Here is a 25,245-nt window from a genome sequence, read left to right on the forward strand (position 1 = left end):
GCAGCGGCCCAGCGGTTTTGGGAGCGCTACGCACGCCCGCGGGAGCAAGCGTGCTCCCACGAAGCCAGGTCAGATCGAGACGAAGAAGAAACTCGCAATCAGCACCATGCCCACCGTCCACACCAACGAACGCAATATCGCCCAGTCCGCCAGGTAGCAGATGATGTACAGCAGGCGGCTGGTGATAAACAGCACCGCCAGCACGTTGATGGTCACCAGCGACGCCGTGCCGGCGATGTGCGCGATGATCACCGCCGCGGCAAACGCCGGGGTCACTTCAAAGCTGTTGAGTTGCGCGCTGTGGGCACGCTTGGCAAAGCCTTCGAGGGTATCGAGGAAAGCGCGTGGGTCGTGGTTCTGCCTGAGGCCGAACTTGCCGCCACTGAACTTGGCGACGCCCGTGCACAGGTAGGGTAGAAAGATTGCAATCAACACACACCAGAAAGCCGCTGTCATCACTCATTCCTTTTTTGGTTTTATCCGACGGTTAGAGTTTCATCACGAACATGCCGATCAGCACCAACCCACAGGCTATGAGCCGTGGGCGACCGAAAGGTTCTTTCAGATAACGCATGCCGAACAACACCACCAGGATCACGCTGACTTCCCGCAGCGCGGCAGCCTCGGCAATCGAGCCCAACTGCATGGCCCAGAGCACCAGAGCGTAGCTCAACAATACGCAGAACCCCACGCTCAACCCCAGCCGCCATTGGGTGCGCCAAAACAGGTTGAACGCCGCGCGCTTGCGTACCACCGCCAGCAACGGGAATGGCCAGGCGCTGATCAGCGTCAGCCACACCAGGTAATCCAGCGGGTGTGACCAGCGCCGCAATGCCTGGCCGTCCAGGAAGGTATAGCAGCCAATGCACAGGCCGATCAGCGCCACTACCGGCAACATCGACCAGGGCAAACGGTCGCCACCACCGCCCTGCCATAGCAGGCACAGCATGCCGAACGGGATCAGCAGGATGCCGAGGATTTGCTGGGTGCTCAGCACTTCACCGGCGAACACCAGAGTCAACGCCAGTACCACCAGGGGCGACAGGCCACGCATCAGCGGATAGACCAGCCCCAGGTCGCCGACGCGATAAGCTTGAATCAGCAGATAACGGTAGAGCAGCTCAAACAGCGCCGAGGCGATGATCCACGGCCAGATGTCCAGCGGCGGCACCGACACAAACCCCACCGCCAGCACCACAAACAGCAAGGCCACAGTGTCCATGCAAGCGATCACAAGCAGGCGCTCGCCGCTGAACTTGATCAAGGTGTTCCAGGTCGCATGCAACAGCGCCGCTACCAGCACCAGAGCTGTCGCTACCAATGCAATCTCCTTAATTGATTCGTGATGTATCAACGCCTGTTTATACTAAACGCCGCCTCGGCGCACCTGCCGCGCCTGCATCTGCCCAGTTGAATCCCCTCTCCCACCTCCCCAAGGACCCCGGATGCTTGAACTTGTCGCCGCCTTCATTTGCCTCACCACCCTGCTCACCTATGTGAACTTCCGTTTTATCGGCCTGCCGCCCACCATTGGCGTGATGGTCACCGCCCTGCTGTTTTCGCTGATCCTGCAAGGCCTGAGCGTGCTCGGCTACCCGGGCCTGGAGGAACGTATCCAGCAGTTGATTGGCCAGATCGACTTCGGCGACCTGCTGATGAACTGGATGCTGTCGTTCCTGCTGTTCGCCGGCGCCTTGCACGTGAACCTCAACGACCTGCGCAGCTACCGTTGGCCCATCGGCCTGTTGGCGACCTTTGGCGTGCTGATCGCCACCGGGGTGATCGGCAGCCTGGCGTACTACATCTTCGCCCTGTTCGGCTGGCACGTGAGCTTCCTCTACTGCCTGCTGTTCGGCGCGCTGATCTCGCCCACCGACCCGATTGCGGTGCTGGGCGTGCTGCGTACCGCCAATGCGTCGAAACCACTGAAAACCACGATCGTCGGCGAGTCGCTGTTCAACGACGGTACAGCCGTAGTGGTGTTTACCGTATTGCTGGGTATCGCACAGTTGGGCGAGACGCCCACCGTGGGCGCCACCGCGATGCTGTTCGCCCATGAGGCAATCGGCGGCGTGGTGTTTGGCGGGCTGATCGGTTACCTGGTCTACCTGATGATCAAGAGCATCGAACAGCACCAGATCGAAGTGATGCTGACCCTGGCATTGGTGATCGGTGGCTCGGCGATGGCCACCGAACTGCACGTCTCGGCACCGATTGCGATGGTGGTGGCAGGCCTGATCATCGGCAACCTGGGCCGCAAGCTGGCGATGAACGATATGACCCGGCGCTACCTGGACGGTTTCTGGGAGTTGCTCGACGACATGCTCAACGCCCTGCTGTTCGCGTTGATCGGCATGGAGTTGTTGCTGTTGCCGTTCAACTGGCTGCATGTGTTCGCGGCCAGCTTGCTGGCGGTGGCGATCCTGCTGTCGCGCCTGCTGACAGTGGCCCCGGCGATCCTGCTGCTACGGCGCTGGCGCACGGTACCTCGCGGGACTATTCGCATCCTGACATGGGGCGGGCTGCGCGGTGGGGTTTCGGTGGCGCTGGCGCTGGCCCTGCCGTTGGGCCCGGAGCGCGACCTGCTGCTGAGCATCACCTACATTGTGGTGCTGTCGTCGATCCTGTTGCAGGGACTGAGCATCGGCAAGCTGGTCAAGCGCGTGACCGAGGGCGAACCCCAGGCCACGCCCGACACTCACTGACCCTTGTCAATCTGCTGCGGATGCCTGGGGTCCGCAGCCTTTTTGCCCGGCAAACTGCTTTCACTGCGAATCTGCGCATGGCTGATCAGCGCAAAGATGAAGCTGCCGCCAATGATATTGCCGGCCAGGGTCGGCCCGGCGAAGACCAGCCAGAAATCCTTCCACGGCAGCTCACCGGCGAACACCAGGTAGGACACCTCGGCCGAGCCCACGACGATGTGAGTGAAATCGCCCAAGGCCATCAGGTAGGTGATCAGGATGATGATCCACATCTTGGCGCTTTCCATGGACGGAATCATCCACACCATGGTCGCGATCATCCAACCGGAAACAATGCCTTTGGCAAACATCTGGCCGGCATCGTTTTCCATGATCTTGCGCCCGATTTCAAGGAAAGCATGGTCGGTCTTGGTATCGAAGATCGGCAGGTGCAGCATCACGTAGGCCACCAGCAGAGTGCCGCACAGGTTGCCCACCAGCACCACGCTCCACAACCTCAACAAGCGTCCGGCGTTGGCCAATGTAGGTTTGCTCATCACCGGCAACACCGCGGTCAGGGTGTTTTCGGTGAACAACTGCTGGCGTGCAAGAATCACCGCCAGAAAGCCCGCACAGTAACCGAAGCTGGCGATCACCTTGAACGCCTCACCGTCCGGCAGGCGGGAATTGAGTAGCCCCATGGCCATCAGCGACAGCCCCATGGTCAACCCGGCGGCCAGCGCCGACCACCACAAGGCAGCGACACTTCGCTCCAGCTCCTGGTCGCCCTGGGTACGGATGATTTCGTGCAGCACCGCTGCGCGGGGCGGTTGGTTTTTGTCGACGTCGTGCTGTTCTTCCTGCGACAGGTTGGGGGTCTTGCCGTCTTCTTGGGTGGCCATGGTGATACCTGAACGGGGGGCGGTGTTCAGGTACGACCTATCGCCTATCAAGAGCGTTCACTGCCACCCGCAGGATTAATTCTTGATGCCGTCTTCCTGGAATTGGTCCTTGACGTACTTGATCTCGGTACGGCCATGGGGCGCGGGTAAACCGTCCTCGCCGAGGTTGACGAAGACCATTTTTTCCACGGTCAGGATGCTTTTGCGGGTGATTTTGTTGCGCACTTCGCAGGTCAGGGTAATGGAGGTGCGGCCGAACTCGGTGGCGGTGATGCCCAGCTCGATGATGTCGCCCTGGCGCGAGGCGCTGACAAAGTTGATTTCGGAGATGTACTTGGTCACCACACGCTGGTTGCCCAGTTGGACAATCGCGTAGATGGCTGCTTCTTCGTCGATCCAGCGCAGCAGGCTACCGCCGAACAGGGTGCCGTTGGGGTTGAGGTCTTCAGGTTTTACCCATTTGCGGGTGTGAAAGTTCATGGTCACTCCAAAGCGCGTGGCGAAATGATGGGCAACATCATGGCAGAGCCTGCCCCCAAGCTCTATGCGCCATTGCCTATCAAGCCGATGAGCGATCTTCATGTCGTCGACAGAAAGGCTTGGGAAGTGCCGCGTACACGGCTATAATCGCCCCCGCTTCAAAACGGTCATCTTCAGTTGATACCGTTCTCCCGCCACCTGTCCGAGGGGCGCTGCAGCAGGCTAGGCCTGTCAGGCTCGGATGGGGCGTTGTCCGGCCTGGTTGTCCTGGCCTGATACTAAACGCACAACGGCGCCCATTCGCACACTACGAATGGAGGCTCTTCATGAGCGCTGTAATTACGCCTGCAGATTTCACCGACTACAAAGTCGCCGACATGTCCCTCGCCGCCTGGGGCCGTCGCGAAACCTTTATCGCCGAATCCGAAATGCCAGCCCTGATGGGCCTGCGTCGCAAGTACGCCGCTGAGCAGCCGCTCAAGGGCGCGAAGATTCTCGGCTGCATCCACATGACCATCCAGACCGCCGTGCTGATCGAAACCCTGGTTGCCCTGGGTGCCGAAGTGCGTTGGTCGTCCTGCAACATCTTCTCGACCCAGGACCAGGCCGCTGCCGCCATCGCCGCCGCCGGTATCCCGGTATTCGCCTGGAAAGGCGAGACCGAAGAAGAGTACGAGTGGTGCCTGGAGCAAACCATCCTGAAAGATGGCGCGCCATGGGATGCCAACATGATCCTCGACGACGGCGGCGACCTGACCGCGCTGCTGCATACGAAGTATCCGCAGATCCTCGACCGCGTCCACGGCGTGACCGAAGAAACCACCACTGGCGTGCACCGCCTGCTGGACATGCTGGCCAAGGGCGAGCTGAAAATCCCGGCCATCAACGTCAACGACTCGGTGACCAAGAGCAAGAACGACAACAAGTACGGCTGCCGTCACAGCCTGAACGATGCCATCAAGCGCGGCACCGACCACCTGCTGTCGGGCAAGCAAGCCCTGGTGATCGGCTACGGTGACGTGGGCAAGGGTTCGTCCCAGTCCCTGCGTCAGGAAGGCATGATCGTCAAGGTTTCCGAAATCGACCCGATCTGCGCCATGCAAGCCTGCATGGACGGTTTCGAAGTGGTTTCGCCGTTCATCGATGGCGTCAATGACGGCACCGAAGCGAGCATCGACAAGGCCCTGCTGGGCAAGATCGACCTGATCGTGACCACCACCGGCAACGTGAATGTTTGTGATTCGAACATGCTCAAGGCCCTGAAAAAGCGCGCCGTGGTGTGCAACATCGGTCACTTCGACAACGAGATCGACACCGCTTTCATGCGCAAGAACTGGGCATGGGAAGAAGTGAAGCCACAGGTACACAAGGTTCACCGTACCGGCGCTGGCGCTTTCGACCCACAGAACGACGACTACCTGATCCTGCTGGCTGAAGGCCGCCTGGTTAACCTGGGCAACGCCACCGGCCACCCAAGCCGCATCATGGACGGCTCGTTCGCCAACCAGGTACTGGCGCAGATCTTCCTGTTCGGCCAGAAGTACGCCGACCTGTCGCCAGCCCAGAAAGCCGAGCGCCTGACCGTGGAAGTACTGCCGAAGAAACTCGACGAAGAAGTGGCCCTGGAAATGGTCCGCGGCTTCGGCGGCGTGGTGACTCAACTGACCAAGACCCAGGCCGACTACATCGGCGTGACCGTCGAAGGTCCGTTCAAGCCGCACGCTTACCGCTACTAAGTAACCAGCCCGACCTGCTGTACCTGTAGGAGCGAGCTTGCTCGCGAAAAACTCAAAGGCACCGCGTTCATCCTGAATGCACGCGTTATCGTTGACGTTCTTCGCGAGCAAGCTCGCTCCTACAGTGCAGGTGGGTTGCACGCTTCTGAGTTTCAAAGGGTATGACCATGTCCCAAGACCGTCGCTACAGCTTCGAGTTCTTCCCCACCAAGACCGATGCTGGGCATGAAAAACTGATGGCGACTGCCAAGCAGTTGACCAGCTACAACCCCGACTTCTTTTCCTGCACCTACGGCGCCGGCGGCTCGACCCGTGATCGTACGATCAACACCGTGTTGCAGCTGGAAAGCGAAGTCAAAGTTCCCGCCGCCCCGCACTTGTCGTGCGTGGGCGACAGCAAGGCCGACCTGCGCGGCCTGCTGACCCAATACCGGCAAGCCGGCATCAAGCGTATCGTCGCCCTGCGTGGCGACCTGCCCTCCGGCATGGGCATGGCCAGCGGTGAGCTGCGCCACGCCAATGACCTGGTGAGCTTCATCCGCGAGGAAAGCGGCGATCACTTCCATATCGAAGTGGCGGCTTACCCGGAGATGCACCCTCAGGCGCGCAATTTCGAAGATGATCTGCAGAATTTCGTGCGCAAGGCCAACGCTGGCGCCGACAGTGCGATCACCCAGTACTTCTTCAACGCCGACAGCTACTTCTACTTCGTCGAGCGTGTACGGGCCATGGGCGTGAACATCCCGATCGTGCCCGGCATCATGCCGATCACCAACTACAGCAAGCTCGCGCGTTTTTCCGACGCCTGCGGTGCCGAGATTCCACGCTGGGTACGCAAGCAACTGGAAGCCTATGGCGACGACGTCAAGAGCATCCAGGCGTTCGGCGAACAGGTTATCAGCGAGATGTGTGAACAATTGTTGCAAGGTGGCGCGCCAGGGTTGCACTTCTATACCCTGAACCAGGCTGAACCCAGCCTTGCCATCTGGAACAACCTCAAGCTGCCACGCTAAAGCTTGTCCGGCTGTGCCAAGGCCCTCGTTTCTACGAGGGCCTTTGTCGTTTTACATGCCTACGGAACCCAGCAGTTCATGAATACAGCGCCCACGACTTCCCGCCCGCAACTGGTCTACCTGGTCTTTGGCTCCGAGACCTACCACCAGGAGGCGGTATTCAGTATCGCCAGCGCACTGGCGTTTCTGCAGGAAACCCCGGACGCCGCCGTGGACATCCAGGTATTCAGCGACAACCCACAACCCTATCGCCTGCTGCCGGTGCGGGTGCGCCCGCTGGACGAGGCCACGCGCAAACGCTGGAGCGAGCCCCACGGCTATCATTTCCGCACCAAGCACGTGGCGCTGCGCCAAGTGCTGGAAGAGTCGCCGCTGGCGATCCTGATCGACACCGACACCTTCTTCCACCATTCGCCCATGGACCTGTTCGAGCGCGTGCAACCCGGCACGCTGTTGTGCAACGCGTTCTACACCCGGTATGGCGATAACCACGAAAGCGTCCTCTACACCGCGCTGCACCAGCGCCTGCTGGACATGGGCGTGGCCGACGATGACATGATGACCCTCAACTCCGGGGTCATGGGCCTGACGCAACAGGACGCGCATATCCTCGATCGCTCCATTGCGTTGATGGACGAACTGTTCCCCCACGCCCAGGGCGCCTACACCCTGGAAGAGTTCTGCCTGTCGATCGCCGCCTACCGCACCGTCAACGTGCGCGAGTGCCCGGACCTGATCCACCATTACTGGAGCCGCAAGCAACTGTTTCGCGCCAAGGTCAAGGCGTGGATCGCCAAGCACGCAGCCGCCCCCACCAGCGCGCTGGCCCTGGCCGATACTCGCCAGGTCTCGGCGCACCTGCCGCGCCCGCCTCGCGTGCAGCGCCTGATGTACAAGCTGATCACCCTGCTTTTGCCCAAGCACCAGCAGCAGTTCATCCGCGAAATCCTCTATGGCTGCTACGAGCATGAGAACGAATTCGACCAGGCTTGCGGCCCGGTTTGGTGGGACAAGGCCCGGCAGAACCAGGAAGAGCGGCAGAAACGCCCGATCGATGCCCACCAGCTGGAGCATTGGTTCGCCAACCCGGTGGTACGCCTGATTCTCGGCGCTCGACGCGCCGCGATCTACGAACACTTGATGACCTCGCCGGCCAAGTAGCAGCGCCCGCAGAAGCTTGCGCCAGAGCTTCTCTTTAGCGCAGGAGCGTCGTAACCTCCGGGTATGTCCGTCATCCCCAAGCTGTTGACCGTTGCCCTCTTGACTTGCCTGAGCCTGGCCGCTCATGGCGAGAAACTGCGCATTGTCACCGAGCCATGGGCGCCCTATGTGTACGACGATAACGGGGCCATGCGCGGGCTGGACTACGAAACCACGGTGATCGTGTTCCATCGCCTGGGCGTCGATGTTGAATGGCAATTCCTGCCCTGGAAGCGCTGCCTGGCCATGCTCGAACAGGGCCATGCCGACGGCGCGCTGGATATTTTCCACAGCCACGACCGCGACGCACTGCTGCTGTATCCCAGCGAGCCCCTGTCGGAAGTGGAATTCGTACTGTTCTACGCCAACGAACGCCCTTACCCGGCCCAGACTCTCGATGACCTGCGCGGCCGGACGGTCGGCACCTCGCCGGGCTATCTGTATGGCACCGAATTCACCGACTCCAGCCTGTTCACCCGCGAACCGGCTCCCAGCCATGAAGCCAACTTCGGCAAATTGTTGCTGGGGCGCATCGATCTGCTGATCACCGACCGCCGAGTGGGTCAGCATGTGATCAAGCAACTGGGCCTGGAGGACAAGGTCAGCCAGGCCCCCCTGGTGGTCAGCCGCCAACAGCAATTCCTCGCCGTGCGCCGTGGCGCGGGCATGGACCTGCTGGTGCAACGCTTTGCCGCCGAGCTCAAACGCTTCAAACAAGAGCCGGCCTACACCGTCTTGAGCGCCAAATACGGCGGCCTCCATGCCAAAAACGCTGCCATTACGGCACCTGAACGCACCGTTGAGCAGCAGGAAAGCAGCGCGCGGTGATTGCTCTGTTATACTCCGGCCTTCCCGCCAGGCTTACGCCCGGCCGCTGAGGTCTTGAAAAAGGCACCCAACCCCGCTACTGCGCAGCTTTGCAAGCCCGCGCGAGCCGGTGGAGTGCCCGCCAGACGCAGCAGGACCGGACGGGATTGCGCTCCCCTAAGCGCCATTCACGCCCGGCAAGATTATCCCTTTGGGCCAAGCCCTAACTAAAACAGGATTACTCATGTCCTTTGCTTCCCTCGGTCTCTCCGAGGCTTTAGTCCGCGCCATCGAGGCAGCGGGCTATACCGAGCCTACTCCGGTGCAACAGCGGGCCATTCCCGCCGTGTTGCAAGGTCGCGACCTGATGGTTGCGGCTCAGACAGGTACTGGTAAAACCGGCGGCTTCGCCCTCCCGATTCTGGAGCGGTTGTTCCCCAACGGTCATCCGGACAAATCCCAGCGTCACGGCCCGCGCCAACCGCGCGTCCTGGTCCTGACCCCTACCCGCGAACTCGCCGCCCAGGTGCATGACAGCTTCAAGCTGTATGCCCGCGACCTGAAGTTCGTCAGCGCCTGCATCTTCGGCGGCGTCGGCATGAACCCACAGGTTCAGGCCATGTCCCGCGGTGTCGACGTGCTGGTCGCCTGCCCAGGTCGCTTGCTTGACCTGTGCGGCCAAGGCAGCGTCGATTTGTCCCACGTGGAAATCCTCGTGCTGGACGAAGCCGACCGCATGCTCGACATGGGCTTTGTCCATGACGTGAAGAAGGTCCTCGCCCGCCTGCCGGCCAAACGTCAGAACCTGCTGTTCTCGGCAACGTTCTCCAACGACATCACCGCCCTGGCCGGTAAGCTGCTGCACAACCCGGAACGTATCGAAGTCACGCCGCCGAACACCACGGTCGAGCGTATCGAGCAGCGCGTGTTCCGCCTGGCCGCCAGCCACAAGCGTTCGTTGCTGGCGCACCTGATCACCCACGGCGCGTGGGAACAGGTCCTGGTGTTCACCCGCACCAAGCACGGCGCCAACCGCCTGGCCGAGTACCTGGACAAGCACGGCCTGACCGCCGTCGCCATCCACGGCAACAAGAGCCAGAACGCGCGTACCAAGGCCCTGGCCGACTTCAAGGCCGGTGAAGTACGCATCCTGGTAGCCACCGATATCGCCGCGCGCGGCCTGGATATCGACCAGTTGCCCCACGTGGTCAACTTCGAACTGCCAAACGTCGACGAAGACTATGTGCACCGTATCGGCCGTACCGGCCGCGCCGGTCGTTCGGGCGAGGCCATTTCCCTGGTCGCGCCGGACGAAGAAAAACTGCTGAAAAGCATCGAGCGCATGACCAAGCAGAAAATCGCCGATGGCGACCTGATGGGCTTCGATGCCAGCGCCGTCGAGGCTGAAAAGCCTGAAGTACGCGAGCGTCCGGACGTGCGTAACCCACGCAACCCACGCGGTCCGAAGGGCGATGGCCCGAACGGCGGCGGTGGTGGCGGTGGCCGTCGTGACAAGGGCAAGGACAAGGGCGGCAAGGAAAAAGCGCCAACCAACGGCCGTGGCGAACGCCCGGCCCGCGAGCAGAAACCCCGTGAAGGCACCCCGGCCCGCGAACAGCGCCAGCCGAGCCAGCCACCACGCGCCGCATCCGATCGTGCCCCGGACGAGTTCCTCGATGACGACGTGGATAACTTCGGTAACCGCGTCGACTACGTGCCCCAGGCCAAACCGGCCCAGGGCCGTGGCCGTCGTCCAGGCGCACCGGCACAAGGTGCTGGCGCTGGCGCTGGTGCTCCACGTGGCGGCCAGCCGCAGGGCGGTCGTCAGAACGGCCCTCGCAACAGCAGCGGCGGCACCACCGGCACACCACCGGCCAAGCGCAGCGGCCCGCGCAATGGCGCACCCCGTGATGGCCAGGCGCGTCGCGAAGATTCGCGCAGCAACAACCGCCGCCCGGCCCGTGACGACCAGCCACGCTTGTCCGAACCCGCCGTGCAGAACCCACGCGGTGGCCCGGCGCCAAAGATCATCCACAAGGAGTCGAAAGCCGACCGCTTCCCGACACCGGAGCAGTTGGATCAACTGCCAGGCCGTCCTCGTGGTGAAAAACCAGCGCTGCTGACCCGCAACCGCTGAGTTTCAAAGCACCATAAAAAATGCCCCGCATCCAAAGATGCGGGGCATTTTTGTATGCGAGGCGAAAATTACTTCGCTTTCACACCTTCAAACGTGACGTACAGTTCAACCGTGTTGGACGCTGGGCCCAGGTCCATCTGCTTGCCGAAGTCCTGGCGATTGAAGCTGGTGGTGCCTTCAAAGCCAGCACGGTAGCCGCCCCATGGGTCCTTGCCTTCACCCAGGAAAGTCGCCTTGACGACGATCGGCTTGGTCACACCGTGAAACGTCAGGTCGCCGGTCACGTCAGCAGTGACTTGGCCTGCAGCATTTTTACCGGTGGTTTTAACACTGGTGGAGACGAACTTGGCATCGGCAAACTTGCCCACGTCCAGGAAGTCTTTGCTGGAGATGTGCTTGTCACGTTCGGCGTGGTTGGTGAACACGCTGGCGGTACGGACATTGAACTCAATCTTGCTGTCTTCAGGCTTGGCGGCATCGAAGCTGAACTTGCCGTCCAGATCCTTGAAGGTACCGGTGATGTAGCTGTAGCCCAAGTGGCTGATCTTGAAATCAACGAAGGCGTGCTGGCCTTCTTTGTCGACAACATAATCAGCGGCCATCACCTGGCCTGCCGACAGCAGAGCAGAACCGATTGCCAGCGCGGCGAGTGTCTTTTTCAACATGCTTTCTATTCCTTGTGAGTCGAGGTTGAACATCAGGCTTTGCGCCCCAGCATTCGCTTAAGGGTCGCATCACGATCGATAAAGTGGTGTTTCAAAGCAGCCACGCCGTGCAAGCCGGCAAAGACCACCAACACCCAGGCGAGGTACAGGTGCACCACGCCAGCGGTGTCCGCCTGGTCCGGTAGACCGGAAACCACGGCAGGAATGTCGAACAGGCCAAACACCGGGATACCGACACCGTCTGCGGTGGAAATCAGGTAACCGGCAATCATCACGGCAAACAGGCCGATATACAGGAACGCGTGGCCAAACGCGGCGCCGATACGAGTCAAGCGGCTGTAGCTGGCCAACGGTGGCGGCGGCGGGCTGATCAAACGCCAGACGATACGTACCAGCATGATGGCGAACAGTGTGATGCCAATACTCTTGTGCAGGTCCGGCGCGTCTTTGCGCCAGGCGCTGTAGTAGTCGAGCCCGACCATCCACAAGCCCAGGGCGAACAGGCCAAACACCACCAGGGCCACGCCCCAGTGCAAAATCATACTGACCCAGCCGTATCGGGCCGGAGAGTTACGTAGCTGCATGTACTTAATCCCGTAAGAACTGTGCCCAAGACTAGCGATTTACCTATCGAATTAAAGCGGAAAATTTTGCTTTGAAATATCGAGAAATACGATCTTGAGGGTATGAAGAGTAAATTAACCAAGGATTAAGGACTATCCAGAAGAAACGTGACAGACCGTCCTGCGTTTACTGCCAATTCATACATAACAGGTTGTGACAAACCCGCCCATTGCATAGGCTTGCGCGATTGTTTCACCTGCGCCAGTTGCAGGACCGCTTCGAGGAGATAACCCGATGGGCTTGAACAACCAGTGGATGCAACGCGACCTCGCGGTGCTGTGGCATCCCTGCACCCAGATGAAAGACCACCAGCAACTGCCGCTGATCCCGATCAAGCGCGGTGAAGGCGTGTGGCTGGAAGACTTCGAAGGCAAGCGCTATCTCGACGCCGTCAGCTCCTGGTGGGTCAACGTCTTCGGTCACGCCAACCCGCGCATCAACCAGCGCATCAAGGACCAGGTCGACCAGTTGGAACACGTGATCCTCGCCGGCTTCAGCCACCAGCCGGTGATCGAACTGTCCGAACGCCTGGTCGCGATGACGCCCGAAGGCCTGACCCGCTGCTTCTATGCCGACAACGGTTCGTCGTGTATCGAAGTCGCCCTGAAGATGAGCTTTCACTATTGGCTCAATCGCGGCCTGCCGAATAAAAAGCGCTTCGTGACCCTGACCAACAGCTATCACGGCGAAACCATCGCCGCGATGTCGGTGGGCGACGTGCCGCTGTTTACCGAGACCTACAAGGCGCTGCTGCTGGACACGATCAAGGTGCCCAGCCCGGATTGCTACCTGCGCCCCGCCGGCATGAGCTGGGAAGAACACTCGCGCACCATGTTCCTGGCCATGGAGCAGACCCTGGCGGACAACCATGACACCGTCGCCGCCGTGATCGTCGAGCCGCTGATCCAGGGCGCGGGTGGCATGCGCATGTACCACCCGGTGTACCTCAAGCTGCTGCGCGAAGCCTGCGACCGCTATGGCGTGCACCTGATCCACGACGAAATCGCCGTGGGCTTCGGTCGCACCGGCAGCATGTTTGCCTGTGAGCAGGCCGGCATCCGCCCGGACTTCCTGTGCCTGTCCAAGGCCCTCACGGGTGGCTACCTGCCGCTGGCGGCGGTGGTGACCACCGAAGACGTCTACGCGGCCTTCTACGACGACTACCCGACCCTGCGCGCCTTCCTGCATTCCCACAGCTACACCGGCAACCCGCTGGCGTGCGCGGCAGCATTGGCGACGTTGGATATTTTCGAAGAAGACAACGTCATCGAGAACAACAAGGCATTGGCCCAGCGCATGGCCACCGCCACCGCGCACCTGGTCGACCACCCGCACGTATCCGAAGTGCGCCAGACCGGTATGGTACTGGCCATCGAGATGGTCCAGGACAAAGCCACCAAGACCGCCTACCCGTGGCAGGAACGCCGTGGCCTCAAGGTGTTCGAACATGCCCTGGAACGTGGCGCGCTGTTACGGCCGCTGGGCAGCGTGGTGTATTTCCTGCCGCCCTATGTGATCACGCCGGAGCAGATCGACTTTCTGGCAGAAGTCGCCAGCGAGGGCATCGATATCGCGACCAACAGCCAGGTCAGTGTGGCGGTGCCGAAGGACTTCCACCCAGGTTTTCGCGATCCGGGCTGATCATCCCGCGCCCCTGCAGGAGCCGGCTTCCTGTGGCGAGGGCGCTTGCTCCCCCTGGGGTGCGAAGCGCCCCAACAGCCGGCGACTGCTGTGCAGTCGAACGGGAGCAAGCCAGCTCGCGCCTACAGAACACTTTTCCAGAGAACAGAAATGAGACTGTCCCGTTTTTTCACCGACACCCCGCTGAGCCTCGGCGACCATGAACTGCCGGAAGCCCAGGCGCACTACATCAGCCGCGTGCTGCGCATGGGCGAAGGTGACGCCGTGCAATTGTTCGACGGCTCCGGCCAGGAGTTTCGTGGCACGCTGCTGGAGGTCGGGAAAAAACGCGTCACCGTGCAACTGACCGAAAGCTTTGCCGGGCAGAGCGAATCGACGCTGCATATCCACCTCGGTCAGGGTTTATCCCGAGGCGAGCGAATGGATTGGGCGATCCAGAAAGCCACCGAACTGGGGGTCAACGCCATCACGCCGATTTTCAGCGAGCGTTGCGAAGTGCGCCTCAAGGACGAACGCGCCGACAAACGCCTGCTGCACTGGCGCCAGGTGGCGATCAGCGCCTGTGAGCAATGCGGGCGTTCGACGGTGCCGGTGATTCATCCACCGTTGTTGCTGGCGGACTGGTTGAAGCAGGTCGAGGCGGACCTGAAGCTGGTGCTGCACCCGGTGGCCGAGCCGATGATCAGCCATGCCAAGCCTGGGAGCCTGGCGTTTTTGATCGGGCCGGAGGGTGGGCTGACCGACAACGAAGTCGACACCGCCCAAGGCGCCGGCTTCCATGCTGCCCGCCTCGGCCCGCGCGTGTTGCGCACCGAGACCGCGCCGGTAGTCGCATTGGCGGTCGCCCAGCAGTTGTGGGGCGACTTCTAACCCCCCACTGCAAACCCAATCAAAAATGTGGGAGGGGGCAAGCCCCCTCCCACATTTGGATGCGGTGATCACTCCACCGGATCGCTGACCGGCTTGGCGATGATCGCCTTCAGCTCACTGGTCATCGGGAATTCCAGGTTCAAGCCCTTGGGCGGAATCGGCTGTTCAAACCAGCGCTGGTAAATCCCATTGATCTCCCCCGAGCGGTACAAGTCCCCCAGCGTTTCGTTGACCACCGCGAGAAACTGCGGATCATCCTTGCGCACCATGCAGCTGTAGATTTCCCGCGATTGCTCTTTGCCTACCACGACCCAGTTGTGCGGGTCCTTGGCCTTGGCCCGCTCGCCATAAAGCAATGCGTCGTCCATATAGAACGCCACTGCGCGGCCGGTCTCGAGCATCTTGAACGCCTCGCCATGGTCCTTGGCGCTGATCACGAACATATTGCTCTTGTGCTCGGCGTTGTAGCTCTTGAGAAAGCGCTCATTGGTGGTGCCGGCGGTGGTGACCACGTTCTTGCCCTTGAGGTCGTCAAAACCGTTGATGCCGCTGTCCTTGGCGGTCAGCAATTGGCCCTTCACGTAGATAAACCCATAGGAAAACGCCACCTGCTTCTGCCGCTCGGCGGTCACCCCGGTGGAGCCGCATTCCAGGTCGACGGTGCCGTTCTGTACCAGCGGGATACGGGTCTGGGAGGTCACCAGGTTGTACTTCACGTTGAGGTCGGCAACCCCGGTTTTCTGCTGCACGCGCTCGACGATCTTGCTCGCCAGGTCCACCGAATAGCCCATGGGTTTGCCGCTGTGGTCACCCACATAGGAAAACGGCACCGAGGCGTCACGGTACCCCAGGGTGATGGACTTGGCGCTGGCGATCTTGCTCAGCGTGCCGCCCAGCGCCGGTTCGTTCGCCTGAACCTGTGCGCCGAACAAAAGCCCCAGGGTGCAACCGGTCAACAGGATTGTTCTCATTGTTATGCTCCGTTGGTCTTTGAGTTACTGACGTACTGCAATCACGCTGATTTCCACCAGCACGTCAGGGCGTGCCAGTTCCGCTTGCAGGGTGGTCCGGGTAGGCGCCATGCCTGGCGAAAGCCACGCGGACCACTCCGTGTTCATCGGCGCAAACCCTTGCGCGATATCCTTCAGGTAGATGGTCGCGTTGAGCAGATGATCCTTGTCGCTGCCTGCTTCAGCCAGCAGCGCATCGATCTTGGCCAGCACCTCGCGAGTCTGGCCCGCCACATCCTGGGCGTCTCCCGGCACCTGGCCGGAGAGGAATACCAGGTCCTTGTAGGTCACGGCACCCGAGAGACGCTCATTGCTGCTGATTCGGTTGATGGTCATCGGTGCATCCTCAAGCGGCGCGGGGCGCCAGGCCCTGCATATCAATGGAAGGAAGGTGTTGGTCGATCAGCTCGGCCAGCAATTGGCCGCTGCCGCATGCCAGGGTAAAGCCGAGGGCGCCGTGGCCCAGGTTCAGCCACAGGTTGCGGTAGGCACTGGCGCCAATCAGCGGCACACCGGTTGGCGTGGCCGGGCGCATGCCGGCCCATTCAATCGCCTGGGCATAGTCGCCGGCCATAGGAAATGTCTCGAGCGCCTGGCGCTTCATCAGCGCCAGGCGCTTGGGCTCAAGGCCGGCGTCGAAGCCGACGATATCCACCATGGCCGCCACCCGCAGTTGCTCGCCAATACGCGCGTAGACCATCTTGCGGTCGTAGTCCGTAATGCTCACCTTTGGCGCCTGGTGCTGCGCGCCAATCGGTACGCTAAGGCTGTAGCCCTTCAGCGGATAAAGGGGCAGCGACAACCCTGGCAAGCCCAGTTCAGCGCTGCGATGCCCGGCGGCCAGCACCAGGTGCTCCACCGGCATCACCTCATCGCCCACCTCGATGGCCTGCACCACGCCGCCGGCATGGCGAATCGCGGTGACCTTGCGGCCCAACAAAAAGCGGCACCGCCCCGACGCATCAAGCCGCGCCGCCAGGCGCTGGCAGAAGGCATGACAATCGGCCACTTCCTCATTTGGTGTGTAGATACCGCCGACAAAATCGCCCTCAGCCAGCGCCGGTTCCACGCGCGCGCAATCCGCGGCCGACAGCACCTGCTGTTGCAGGATATCGGCGACCTTGCCGCGCGCATGCTCGAAACTGCCGGCACGACGAAACGTCACCAGCTTGCCGTTGCGACGCCAGTTGAAGCCCTCCAGGCGATCATGCTCGCGCCATTGCTGCAAGGTGTCCTGGCTCAGGGAAGCCAGGCGCAGCAGGTGGGCCGCATTGCGCTTGTTCACCGAGCCACGGCAAGCACGCAGGAACGCCGCCATCCAGCGCCATTGCTGGGGGTCCAGGCGCGGGCGCAGCTTCAACGGCGAATCCCCCCGCAGCAGCCAACCAATCGCTTGCAGCGGCACCCCGGCATCCGCCAGCGGCGCAACATAGCGGTAGGACAATTGCCCGCCATTGGCGAAACTCGTCTCGCGACCCAAGGCGTCGCGTGCGTCGATCACTGTCACCTCATGGCCGGCGCGCACCAGCGCATAGGCGCTCGCCAAGCCGATGACCCCGCCGCCGATGATGCAAACCTGCTTGGCCATGCCAGCCCCCGACCGTTGATTAAGAGAGGCCCAGCCTAGGGGCAGGTGACAGGCCACCGACAATGAATAAAGATGGGTCACCTATAAACAAAGGTTATGGACCTGCCATGCGCTTGCGTCATATCGAAATCTTCCAGGCCATCCGCCAGACCGGCTCCGTCAGCGCGGCTGCGCAGTTGCTGCACGTCTCGCAACCGGCGGTGACCAAAGTACTGCAACACGCCGAATTGCAGCTGGGCTTCCCGCTGTTTCTGCGGGTGCGCGGTAAATTGCAGCCAACACCTGAAGCCCTGGCGCTGGAACGCGAAGTCGAGAAAGTCACCGAGAGCCTGCAAGGCGTGCGACGCCTGGCCAAGAGTTTGCGCCGTGCACCTGAGCAAAGCGTGCGGATCGGGGCTATTCCGGCGTTGGCGCTGTCGCTGCTGCCACCGGCGATTCTGGAATGGAAACGCGAATACCCGGACATCGCCTGCGAGCTGTCCAGCGACCATAGTCGCGAGCTGGTGCAGAAACTGTTGATGCGCGAGATCGACCTGGCGCTGACCCTCAATTTCTCCGGGCATCCAGGGTTGACCACACAAGTGCTGGCCAACGGTGTGCTGGTGGCATTGGCCTCAAAGGGCTATTGGCCCGACGCACAAATGCACACCCCCTTACCACTGGCTGACCTGGCGGGGGCACCGCTGATTGGTCTGTCCAGCGCCGACCCGTTGGCGGCCAAACTCGACAGCTACCTGGAAAACGTCGAGCCGCCACCGCGCGTGACCATCTCGGTGCAAACCTATTCCCTGGCCCGCGCCATGGTCGAATCGGGCGCCGGCCTGACCGTGATCGATCCGTTCACGGCGTTGGGCGCCTCAACGGCCACCACCTGCATCCGCACACTCACACCGCCGCTGCCGATCACCCTGTACGCCCTGACCCGTGCCGATGAACCGCCGCCGCATATGTTGGCCAAGCTGCTGGATATCTTCGGCAACCGCGCCAGGGAACTACTGGAACGCTTGTAAGCGCACTGAAGACCCAATGTGGGAGGGACAAGCCCTCCTCCATCTATATGTCTCATTGGCTGTTAAAGCACTTACTTAGTACATGAATTGGAACCTGGGTATCGGTTGCAGAAGCCGATCGGATTGGGCTTTTTACAGTCCAAGAAGTAGGACTCGAATTTGCTGGTGCGGCTGGCGAACTGTCGAGTGCATGCCGCTCGCCAGTCTGGATAAACCTCATATTCGACAGGCGAGTCATGAGAGAGCAACACAAAAATATCCGCACGACGTAACGGTTTAAAAATTCTTAAAACTTGGCTAATAGAGCTTTGCTATAACGACCCAGCAATTAATTCATTTTTTGCAAGCAAAAAATAAAACAAATTCCGGGACTCAAAAATAATCGACTACATTTGCATAACCTCCCCTTCCTACATGCACGTAGGAGTTATCTTTCAAAGTGGGACCATTCTTACAAAAAAACAAAAATCCTAGGAAATTTCTGAAATTTCATTTTTTATTTGACTCACAGAATATTAGGGACTTTTATATAAGAGCCACCAAGCTTCTTGCTGGCATACAAGACACTTAATTAATCCGACTGGTTATTCTTACAGCCATCCCTATTCATCAATTAAACACCACCGCTCTTTTGTGTAGTAAGCAGAAACCAAAAACAAGAAGGAGTAATATATGAAAGATGAAAACGACGATGACTACCTGGATGAACTGGCCTCTGATGTCGAGACCTTAACCCCGGTATCAGATGGAAGTTACGACATGGTTGCTGGAAAAACGGCTCCCGAATTCTAATGAAGCACTAACTAATTGGGCACTGTAAAGCCGGTGCCCAATCATTGGGAGTGGATGGAAAAACATCGTATGAGAATAAAAACGAAGCCCGAAGTAATTTGCCTAACGGAGCTAGGGTATTGCTTTTTTCACAACGGGACGCACCTTCTGAAAATATCGAAAAGAAAGTTTATTGAAGCACTAGAGTCTGACGAAAAATCTGCGCTCATAGCGGAGCGCTATCCAGATTTTTTTAACCTGGCTAACGCCAATGAAGCGAGGAGTTCTTATGAAAAAAGCTCCCTACTTTTCAGCGACTCGCACGAGTGAGCCTGTCGAGCTCTGTCGGCTCGCATTAGTAGCTTTACCCTACGGCGAAGGCCCACAAAAAGTAATGCCGCTTGGCCTGCAGAATATCTCAGCGTATGTAAAAAAAAATGCCAAGCATGCAACTTGTAAAATCTTTGACTACTCCGATCTATACACATCAGATATTAACGAGCTATCCGATTTAATCAACTGGGCTCCACACCTTGTTGGGATTTCAATATATAGCAGTCATGTGCAAGCAGCAATCACGTGGGGAAGCACAATAAAAAATGCCTTGCCCGGAACATTCATTTTCTGTGGAGGCCCTCATATAAGTCTAGCAGCGGAAGATTTCCTGCGTGCGGCCAAAGGGACTTTTGAGTTAGCGTTACGTGGCGAGGGCGAGCATTCAACTGCCAGACTTATAGTACTATTTAATAAAGTTAATACGCAGACCTCACTTAAAACAAAATCAAAAAAACAAAGAAAAAAATACATATATAAAAATCACTTCAATAAAGTACCAAACGCAGTGTGGCTTACCGCATCTGGAAAGCTTAAAGAGTCCTATATAGAAAAAATACAGCTTCCCACAGCAGACTGGGAGAACCCACTCCTTGAATACTCCTCAGAACGCTTACAAAACCTTTATTTCACAGATAGAAATGATGCTAAAAAGAGAAAAGCCATAGCATTGACGAGCAGTCGAGGCTGCCCATTAGCATGTTCCTTTTGCGCTATTGTCGCAGCAGACAAGGAGGGTCCAAAATGGCGGGCCATCGACGCCACGACGCTTGTTAACTGGATAGCAGAAGCCTATACACAGTACTCGTTCGAACACATATACATGATGGATGCGAATTTTTTTGTTCGAAAAGATAGAGTGCTGGAGTTCTCAGAAAAACTGTACAACTTATTCGAAGGTCGAGTCACATGGAGCAGCTCCTCCACCGTAGGCTATCTTCTAAAATTGCAATCCGAACTACCAAAATTAGTAAGGCAGGGATTAAGGCTTGTCGAGATGGGAGTCGAGTCCGGCTCACAGTCCCAACTAGACTACATGAACAAAAAGGTCACTGTACAAAACAATATTGATGCCGTAAGAGCCCTACAAAACAACAGAATAGATGTCGGCCTTGACTTTATAATGTTTTATCACGACCAACAAAAAAGAGAAATCATTGAGAACTTAGTATTCTTGGTTAAATCCGGACTGACCGAACACGATTCCTTAGATCACTACTTCAACATTATGATGTTGTATCCAGAAACGCCCGTAAGAAAAAATTTGGAGAGAAAGATAGGTACAAAGCTTGACTTGTTACAGCTACCAAACAGCAGAGCATTTATTGAAAATCACGAAGTATATAAAATATATACTGCCTATATAGACAACTTTGCAAAACCCATACTAAACCAACTCGAGCAAGCAATTGCATCAAACATTGAAAAGGTCGGGACATCCACTTCACTTACCGAAGTTGCCTACTTATCCTTGCTAAATATTCACTTAAAACATATGCCATTCCAAGTATTATGGTGGCTTTGTCACAACCCAGATAAAACAACTGAAATTAACCGTAAGAATTTTTTTATTAACTATGTAACTAAAATCAATAAAGCTATCGCCAATGACAATGCAATCAACGCCCCCAAACTCAAAATTATAGAAACACCGACAACTGGTTCAGGAGGGAGAAAAGGTGAACTCATAGGTAAATCTTTATAACCAGCCTTCAAACGGGTGTTTTATGAAAGAACGTTCAATTCGCATAGGCGTTAGCGGCGACATAGAAAAACTAAAACAGTTCATTCAGCATCGCAATGACATCAACCATATATATCATCACACACCGATTCGTCACTTTAGTTTGGGCATACGCCCATGGGACAAAATAGAAAATTCGTTAGTTGAGACATGCCTATCCGCAGATTTTACAATGTCAGCACACCCCGTAGACATCAATTTTTCTGGGGTTATTGACATGGCGGATTTAAAAAGCCTCAAGGAGGCACTGGCCACACTTCCTATCATTTATATAGAGGAAGATATCGGAATATGGAGGAACGGCAACCTCTTTTTGGGCGCCCATCAAACCAATCCACCCATGAACAAAACAACATTAAAAACCACTGCTGACAATGCCAGAATCATAAATGACTACTTTGAAATACCCATAGTCTTAGAAAACCCGCCAATCTATAGCGAATTTGGAAATATAGAGTTTTGGGGATTTTACCTAGAGCTATGCAGGCGCTCTGAATGCATGATGGCGCTTGATATTGGACATTATCTGGGCTACTGCAAAACTAAAGGCCTAGCGTTCGATTTACCCTGCGCTACCCACGAAATCTGGAATCTAATTAAAACTGTACACATCTCAGGAGTAAAGTCTTGGCTATGGAATGGTATTCCCGTCTGGCTTGACCAACACTCAGACCCTTTCAACAATGAACTCATGGAGACCTTCAAAAATACGATAATAAAAACCCGAAAAACACATAACGTCTTATTGGAAATGGAGGGAGCACCATTAGAAGTTGAAAACAGCAATATATCCCTCATAAAAAATGCGCTTAGGGATGCGAATAAAAAATGAAAGAAACCTGCAAACTCTCAACAACTATGCTTTTCTCAAAAATATATGAATCTAATAACTTATTATCAAATCCAACATCCCCAGAAGAAAAACACTTCTCATTTGAAAGCATCAGAAGGTATTTAGACATCTCTAGGCACATTAGTAGACGCTGGCCACATACGATCAGATACTTAGAATCCATTCACGGGGAGGACGTTCTAATCGACGTATTTGATCGCTTTGATAAAACCTCGAAAATCTACAAAAACCTAAACGCCGCCGCGTGTGAAATTTTTTTCAAGAAGATAAACACTCAGTTTCCACCCATCGATTCCGAACTACTATTTTACGAAGACTTTCGAAACGGGAGGGACAAGTACTACAAATACACTTCCGTCCTGCCCTTAGGATACCCTCACACTTTAGTCCCCTTCGACCTTGACTCTATTTACACGACACTAATGTTTTATGGTCGAGCTCATGCCCCGTCAATCCTTTATAGAAATCTAGGGAAACTCTGAAAAAGACTTTCTGATTTGGCAAAATACCGCGACCCCACCCACCGAGTTTCCCGATGAAGCAGATGACCTTCGCCGACGCCGAGTACGCTGGCAAGCGCAAGCAAACCCGCAAGGAGTTGTTCCTGATCGAGATGGATCGGGTGGTGCCGTGGAAGGGCTTGATTGCTTTGATCGAGCCACATTATCCGAAAGGTGAAGGTGGCCGTCCGGCCTACCCGTTGATGGCGATGCTGCGTGTGCATCTGCTGCAGAACTGGTTCGGCTACAGCGATCCAGCGATGGAGGAAGCGCTGTACGAAACCACGATCCTGCGCCAGTTTGCCGGGCTGAACCTGGAGCGCATCCCCGACGAAACCACCATTCTCAACTTCCGCCGCTTGCTGGAGAAACACGAGCTGGCGGCCGGCATCCTCGCTGTCATCAATGGCTATCTGGGCGACCGCGGCCTGTCGCTGCGCCAGGGCACCATCGTCGATGCAACGCTGATCAATGCGCCCAGTTCGACCAAGAACAAGGACGGCAAGCGCGACCCGGAAATGCACCAGACCAAGAAGGGAAACCAGTATTATTTTGGCATGAAGGCCCACATCGGCGCCGATGACGAATCGGGTCTGGTGCACAGCGTAGTGGGCACGGCGGCCAATGTGGCGGATGTCACCCAGGTGGACAAATTGCTGCATGGCGACGAAAACGTGGTCTGCGCCGATGCAGGCTACACCGGTGTCGAAAAGCGGCCCGAGCATGAAGGACGTGAAGTTATCTGGCAGGTGGCGGCACGCCGCAGCACCTACAAAAAACTCGATAAGCGCAGCGTGCTGTACAAAGCCAAGCGCAAGATTGAAAAGGCCAAGGCTCAGGTGCGCGCCAAGGTCGAGCATCCGTTCCGGGTAATCAAGCGCCAGTTCGGTTACACCAAGGTGCGCTTTCGCGGCTTGGCCAAAAACACGGCGCAACTGGTGACACTGTTCGCTCTGTCGAACCTGTGGATGGCGCGCCGACATTTACTGACGAATGCAGGAGAGGTGCGCCTGTAATGCGGGAAATGGCCACCGGAGTGGGGTCCGGGTGGCGAAAACGTAAGAAATACTCGTCGAATTGATTGTTTTTTGATCATTTGGCGAGTTTAAAAGTTGCGCTAGGTGGTATGCCGGGGAAATACATGGCTACTTCAGACCATCCCTAGTTCTTGAACCCGGCAAAACTTTCAGAGTCAGCCTATGAAAAGCGCCGCCAATATCGTCTCCCGCTCAGACGCACTATATGGTGGCATCGCGATGGGTGTAACAATACTAGAGCTGGCTCTGATAGCAACCAACCCTAAACTCGGAAGTTTCTCCTTAGAATTTTCACTTATCACACAACTGTTAATTTCCTTGGTTATTGAATTTTACACTGGACATTCGTTCGTAAACCGATTTGGTACGGCCAGCACAACAATTTACGGATTCACATTCAAGCTAGCAAGCGCTGTTTTTTTAACCGCTGGGTTCTATTTTGTATTACTCGACTACTGGTATATTAGTTGGTGCTTTATACTCATTTCATTCACCTTAGACTCACTAGGCACTGGCTGCCTGAGGTCATCTTTCAGGCCAGCCTACAACGACCTCCATCTGCACCTCACTGGACATAGCGCAGATTATGTGGGTGCCTTTAAAAAACACCTGCACATACGCATAGGCACTCCATTAGTTTTATTACTGATAGCCTCACTCATGATGAGTGGCGGATATTACTTGTATGCTATGTTAGTGACGATGTTGCCAATATTACTATGCCGTTCTATTCAGATTTACTTCTCTCACCATGACCTCAGGCCAATCCTCACTAAAAGAAATAGTTCAGAACATCGAATCCACCTTAACTACATGCAGCACTTTACAATAATATTTAAATACCCCAGCCAGTTTTTTGGATATATAGCAGGCAACACTTTTGAAATGTTGATCCTCATGTACGCAATCGGCTTACTATATCGCCACAACTCCTCTACAGGCATACCTGAAAGCTTATATTGGCTAGGAAGCTCACTAACAGCCTTTTTAGTTTTTTTGGCGTCTACGGCTATCGGAGCAGCCGGGCTATCCAAGCTAACTTTTAAAAAATCCAGCTCAGCACTTTCATCTTTTTGTTTTTTAATGACTATTGCCATATCTCTGGCAATGGCCACTGAAAGCACGGATAGTTTATATTTTTATATACTTTCCGCCTTTTGTTTTCTTGGGACTGGGATCGGAATCATATTGACCCGAGTAACATCAAATGAAATTCTAGATCATGCATGCAGAGAGGAAATATTCTCTTTCTTTTTAATCACAGAACTCATAACGACAGTTTCAGTTATATTCACCGTCACAGCAAGCAGCCTTCTCTTTTCTCCAGAAAAAACAATGAATGGGCTAAGCTACGGCTTAACAATACTCATGGGGGCTTACTGCTTTTCCACTACTTACAAAAAGCCGAAAGAAAAGTAGACTACCGTTGCAAACCAACGCCAAACATAAGCAACAGTTCCGAACCCAGAACAACACAACGTCTCAGGACTGTTCGCTCTTGAATAAACATGGAAATTTTATCGATACACGCCAGAATCGTATCAATAAAATCGACCTTACTGACAGCATTTCAGCAGGCAGCCCTATCCCCCCTTAGTGTTGATGGCACAGCCCCGTTATTTGCCCAGCGAAATGAGTTG

At 56.7% G+C, this 25,245-nt stretch carries 22 protein-coding genes and 1 riboswitch; of the genes, 13 read left to right on the forward strand and 9 right to left on the reverse strand.

Annotated elements, in window-relative coordinates; all coding sequences use genetic code 11:
• Positions 1 to 69 precede the first annotated feature (69 nt).
• Both AB7933_RS31255 and AB7933_RS31260 read right to left on the reverse strand, forming a co-directional pair.
• Entirely contained in the window at positions 70 to 456 is a 387-nt protein-coding gene (locus tag AB7933_RS31255) for an MAPEG family protein (protein ID WP_024077856.1), read from the reverse strand.
• Positions 457 to 487: 31 nt separating this feature from the next.
• Entirely contained in the window at positions 488 to 1,321 is an 834-nt protein-coding gene (locus AB7933_RS31260; RefSeq protein WP_024077857.1) for an EamA family transporter, read from the reverse strand.
• A 124-nt stretch (positions 1,322 to 1,445) separates the two neighbouring features.
• Here AB7933_RS31260 and AB7933_RS31265 point away from each other — a divergent pair, with 124 nt between their 5' ends.
• On the forward strand, positions 1,446 to 2,705 hold the full coding sequence (locus AB7933_RS31265) for a cation:proton antiporter (protein ID WP_024077858.1): 1,260 nt from the start codon (positions 1,446 to 1,448) through the stop codon (positions 2,703 to 2,705).
• Here the strand turns inward: AB7933_RS31265 and AB7933_RS31270 are convergent.
• Both AB7933_RS31270 and AB7933_RS31275 read right to left on the reverse strand, forming a co-directional pair.
• Positions 2,699 to 3,586, reverse strand: a complete 888-nt coding sequence (locus AB7933_RS31270) for a formate/nitrite transporter family protein (protein WP_024077859.1) — start codon at positions 3,584 to 3,586, stop codon at positions 2,699 to 2,701. The two genes, AB7933_RS31265 and AB7933_RS31270, sit on opposite strands and share 7 nt — an antisense overlap.
• Positions 3,587 to 3,661: 75 nt before the next feature.
• Entirely contained in the window at positions 3,662 to 4,066 is a 405-nt protein-coding gene (locus tag AB7933_RS31275; RefSeq protein ID WP_041161043.1) for an acyl-CoA thioesterase, read from the reverse strand.
• Positions 4,067 to 4,264: 198 nt separating this feature from the next.
• Positions 4,265 to 4,371, forward strand: a riboswitch (S-adenosyl-L-homocysteine riboswitch).
• A 21-nt stretch (positions 4,372 to 4,392) separates the two neighbouring features.
• Here AB7933_RS31275 and ahcY point away from each other — a divergent pair.
• The 5 genes from ahcY (at position 4,393) to AB7933_RS31300 (ending at position 10,959) form a co-directional block, all read left to right on the forward strand.
• Positions 4,393 to 5,802, forward strand: coding sequence for an adenosylhomocysteinase (gene ahcY / locus AB7933_RS31280; protein ID WP_024077861.1), 1,410 nt, complete (start codon positions 4,393 to 4,395; stop codon positions 5,800 to 5,802).
• Between the two features lie 167 nt (positions 5,803 to 5,969).
• Complete coding sequence (gene metF / locus AB7933_RS31285; RefSeq protein ID WP_041161313.1) at positions 5,970 to 6,815, forward strand: methylenetetrahydrofolate reductase [NAD(P)H]; 846 nt, start codon at positions 5,970 to 5,972, stop codon at positions 6,813 to 6,815.
• A gap of 78 nt (positions 6,816 to 6,893) precedes the next feature.
• A complete protein-coding gene (locus AB7933_RS31290; RefSeq protein ID WP_024077863.1) occupies positions 6,894 to 7,976 on the forward strand; it encodes a hypothetical protein in 1,083 nt (360 codons plus the stop codon).
• A 63-nt stretch (positions 7,977 to 8,039) separates the two neighbouring features.
• Positions 8,040 to 8,843, forward strand: coding sequence for a substrate-binding periplasmic protein (locus AB7933_RS31295; protein ID WP_024077864.1), 804 nt, complete (start codon positions 8,040 to 8,042; stop codon positions 8,841 to 8,843).
• 223 nt (positions 8,844 to 9,066) lie between these two features.
• Positions 9,067 to 10,959, forward strand: a complete 1,893-nt coding sequence (locus AB7933_RS31300; protein ID WP_024077865.1) for a DEAD/DEAH box helicase — start codon at positions 9,067 to 9,069, stop codon at positions 10,957 to 10,959.
• Positions 10,960 to 11,027: 68 nt separating this feature from the next.
• Here AB7933_RS31300 and AB7933_RS31305 read toward each other — a convergent pair whose 3' ends face one another.
• On the reverse strand, positions 11,028 to 11,624 hold the full coding sequence (locus tag AB7933_RS31305; protein ID WP_041161044.1) for a YceI family protein: 597 nt from the start codon (positions 11,622 to 11,624) through the stop codon (positions 11,028 to 11,030).
• A gap of 32 nt (positions 11,625 to 11,656) precedes the next feature.
• A complete protein-coding gene (locus tag AB7933_RS31310) occupies positions 11,657 to 12,208 on the reverse strand; it encodes a cytochrome b (RefSeq protein WP_024077867.1) in 552 nt (183 codons plus the stop codon).
• A gap of 274 nt (positions 12,209 to 12,482) precedes the next feature.
• Here AB7933_RS31310 and AB7933_RS31315 point away from each other — a divergent pair, with 274 nt between their 5' ends.
• Positions 12,483 to 13,889, forward strand: a complete 1,407-nt coding sequence (locus tag AB7933_RS31315; RefSeq protein ID WP_024077868.1) for an adenosylmethionine--8-amino-7-oxononanoate transaminase — start codon at positions 12,483 to 12,485, stop codon at positions 13,887 to 13,889.
• 150 nt (positions 13,890 to 14,039) lie between these two features.
• Positions 14,040 to 14,759, forward strand: coding sequence for a 16S rRNA (uracil(1498)-N(3))-methyltransferase (locus AB7933_RS31320; RefSeq protein WP_024077869.1), 720 nt, complete (start codon positions 14,040 to 14,042; stop codon positions 14,757 to 14,759).
• 68 nt (positions 14,760 to 14,827) lie between these two features.
• Here AB7933_RS31320 and AB7933_RS31325 read toward each other — a convergent pair whose 3' ends face one another.
• The 3 genes from AB7933_RS31325 to AB7933_RS31335 are packed head-to-tail and all read right to left on the reverse strand — an operon-like array spanning position 14,828 to position 17,357.
• Positions 14,828 to 15,730 (reverse strand): transporter substrate-binding domain-containing protein, encoded by a 903-nt coding sequence (locus tag AB7933_RS31325; protein WP_024077870.1) that lies wholly within the window; start codon positions 15,728 to 15,730, stop codon positions 14,828 to 14,830.
• Between the two features lie 24 nt (positions 15,731 to 15,754).
• Positions 15,755 to 16,105 carry a RidA family protein gene (locus AB7933_RS31330; protein ID WP_024077871.1) on the reverse strand — a complete coding sequence of 117 codons (351 nt, stop codon included), beginning with the start codon at positions 16,103 to 16,105 and terminating at the stop codon, positions 15,755 to 15,757.
• Between the two features lie 10 nt (positions 16,106 to 16,115).
• Positions 16,116 to 17,357 carry a D-amino acid dehydrogenase gene (locus tag AB7933_RS31335; protein WP_024077872.1) on the reverse strand — a complete coding sequence of 414 codons (1,242 nt, stop codon included), beginning with the start codon at positions 17,355 to 17,357 and terminating at the stop codon, positions 16,116 to 16,118.
• Between the two features lie 107 nt (positions 17,358 to 17,464).
• Here AB7933_RS31335 and AB7933_RS31340 point away from each other — a divergent pair, with 107 nt between their 5' ends.
• From AB7933_RS31340 to AB7933_RS31360, 5 genes are all read left to right on the forward strand, one after another.
• Entirely contained in the window at positions 17,465 to 18,367 is a 903-nt protein-coding gene (locus tag AB7933_RS31340; RefSeq protein ID WP_024077873.1) for a LysR family transcriptional regulator, read from the forward strand.
• A 1,060-nt stretch (positions 18,368 to 19,427) separates the two neighbouring features.
• On the forward strand, positions 19,428 to 21,176 hold the full coding sequence (locus AB7933_RS31345) for a B12-binding domain-containing radical SAM protein (RefSeq protein WP_024077876.1): 1,749 nt from the start codon (positions 19,428 to 19,430) through the stop codon (positions 21,174 to 21,176).
• A 22-nt stretch (positions 21,177 to 21,198) separates the two neighbouring features.
• On the forward strand, positions 21,199 to 22,047 hold the full coding sequence (locus AB7933_RS31350; protein WP_024077877.1) for a DUF692 family multinuclear iron-containing protein: 849 nt from the start codon (positions 21,199 to 21,201) through the stop codon (positions 22,045 to 22,047).
• A gap of 556 nt (positions 22,048 to 22,603) precedes the next feature.
• Positions 22,604 to 23,584 carry an IS5-like element IS1384 family transposase gene (locus tag AB7933_RS31355; RefSeq protein ID WP_010466230.1) on the forward strand — a complete coding sequence of 327 codons (981 nt, stop codon included), beginning with the start codon at positions 22,604 to 22,606 and terminating at the stop codon, positions 23,582 to 23,584.
• Between the two features lie 183 nt (positions 23,585 to 23,767).
• Entirely contained in the window at positions 23,768 to 25,024 is a 1,257-nt protein-coding gene (locus AB7933_RS31360) for a hypothetical protein (RefSeq protein WP_143036934.1), read from the forward strand.
• The last annotated feature ends 221 nt before the right edge of the window (positions 25,025 to 25,245 follow it).

Source organism: Pseudomonas gorinensis, from assembly GCF_042015035.1.
GTDB lineage: Bacteria > Pseudomonadota > Gammaproteobacteria > Pseudomonadales > Pseudomonadaceae > Aquipseudomonas > Aquipseudomonas gorinensis.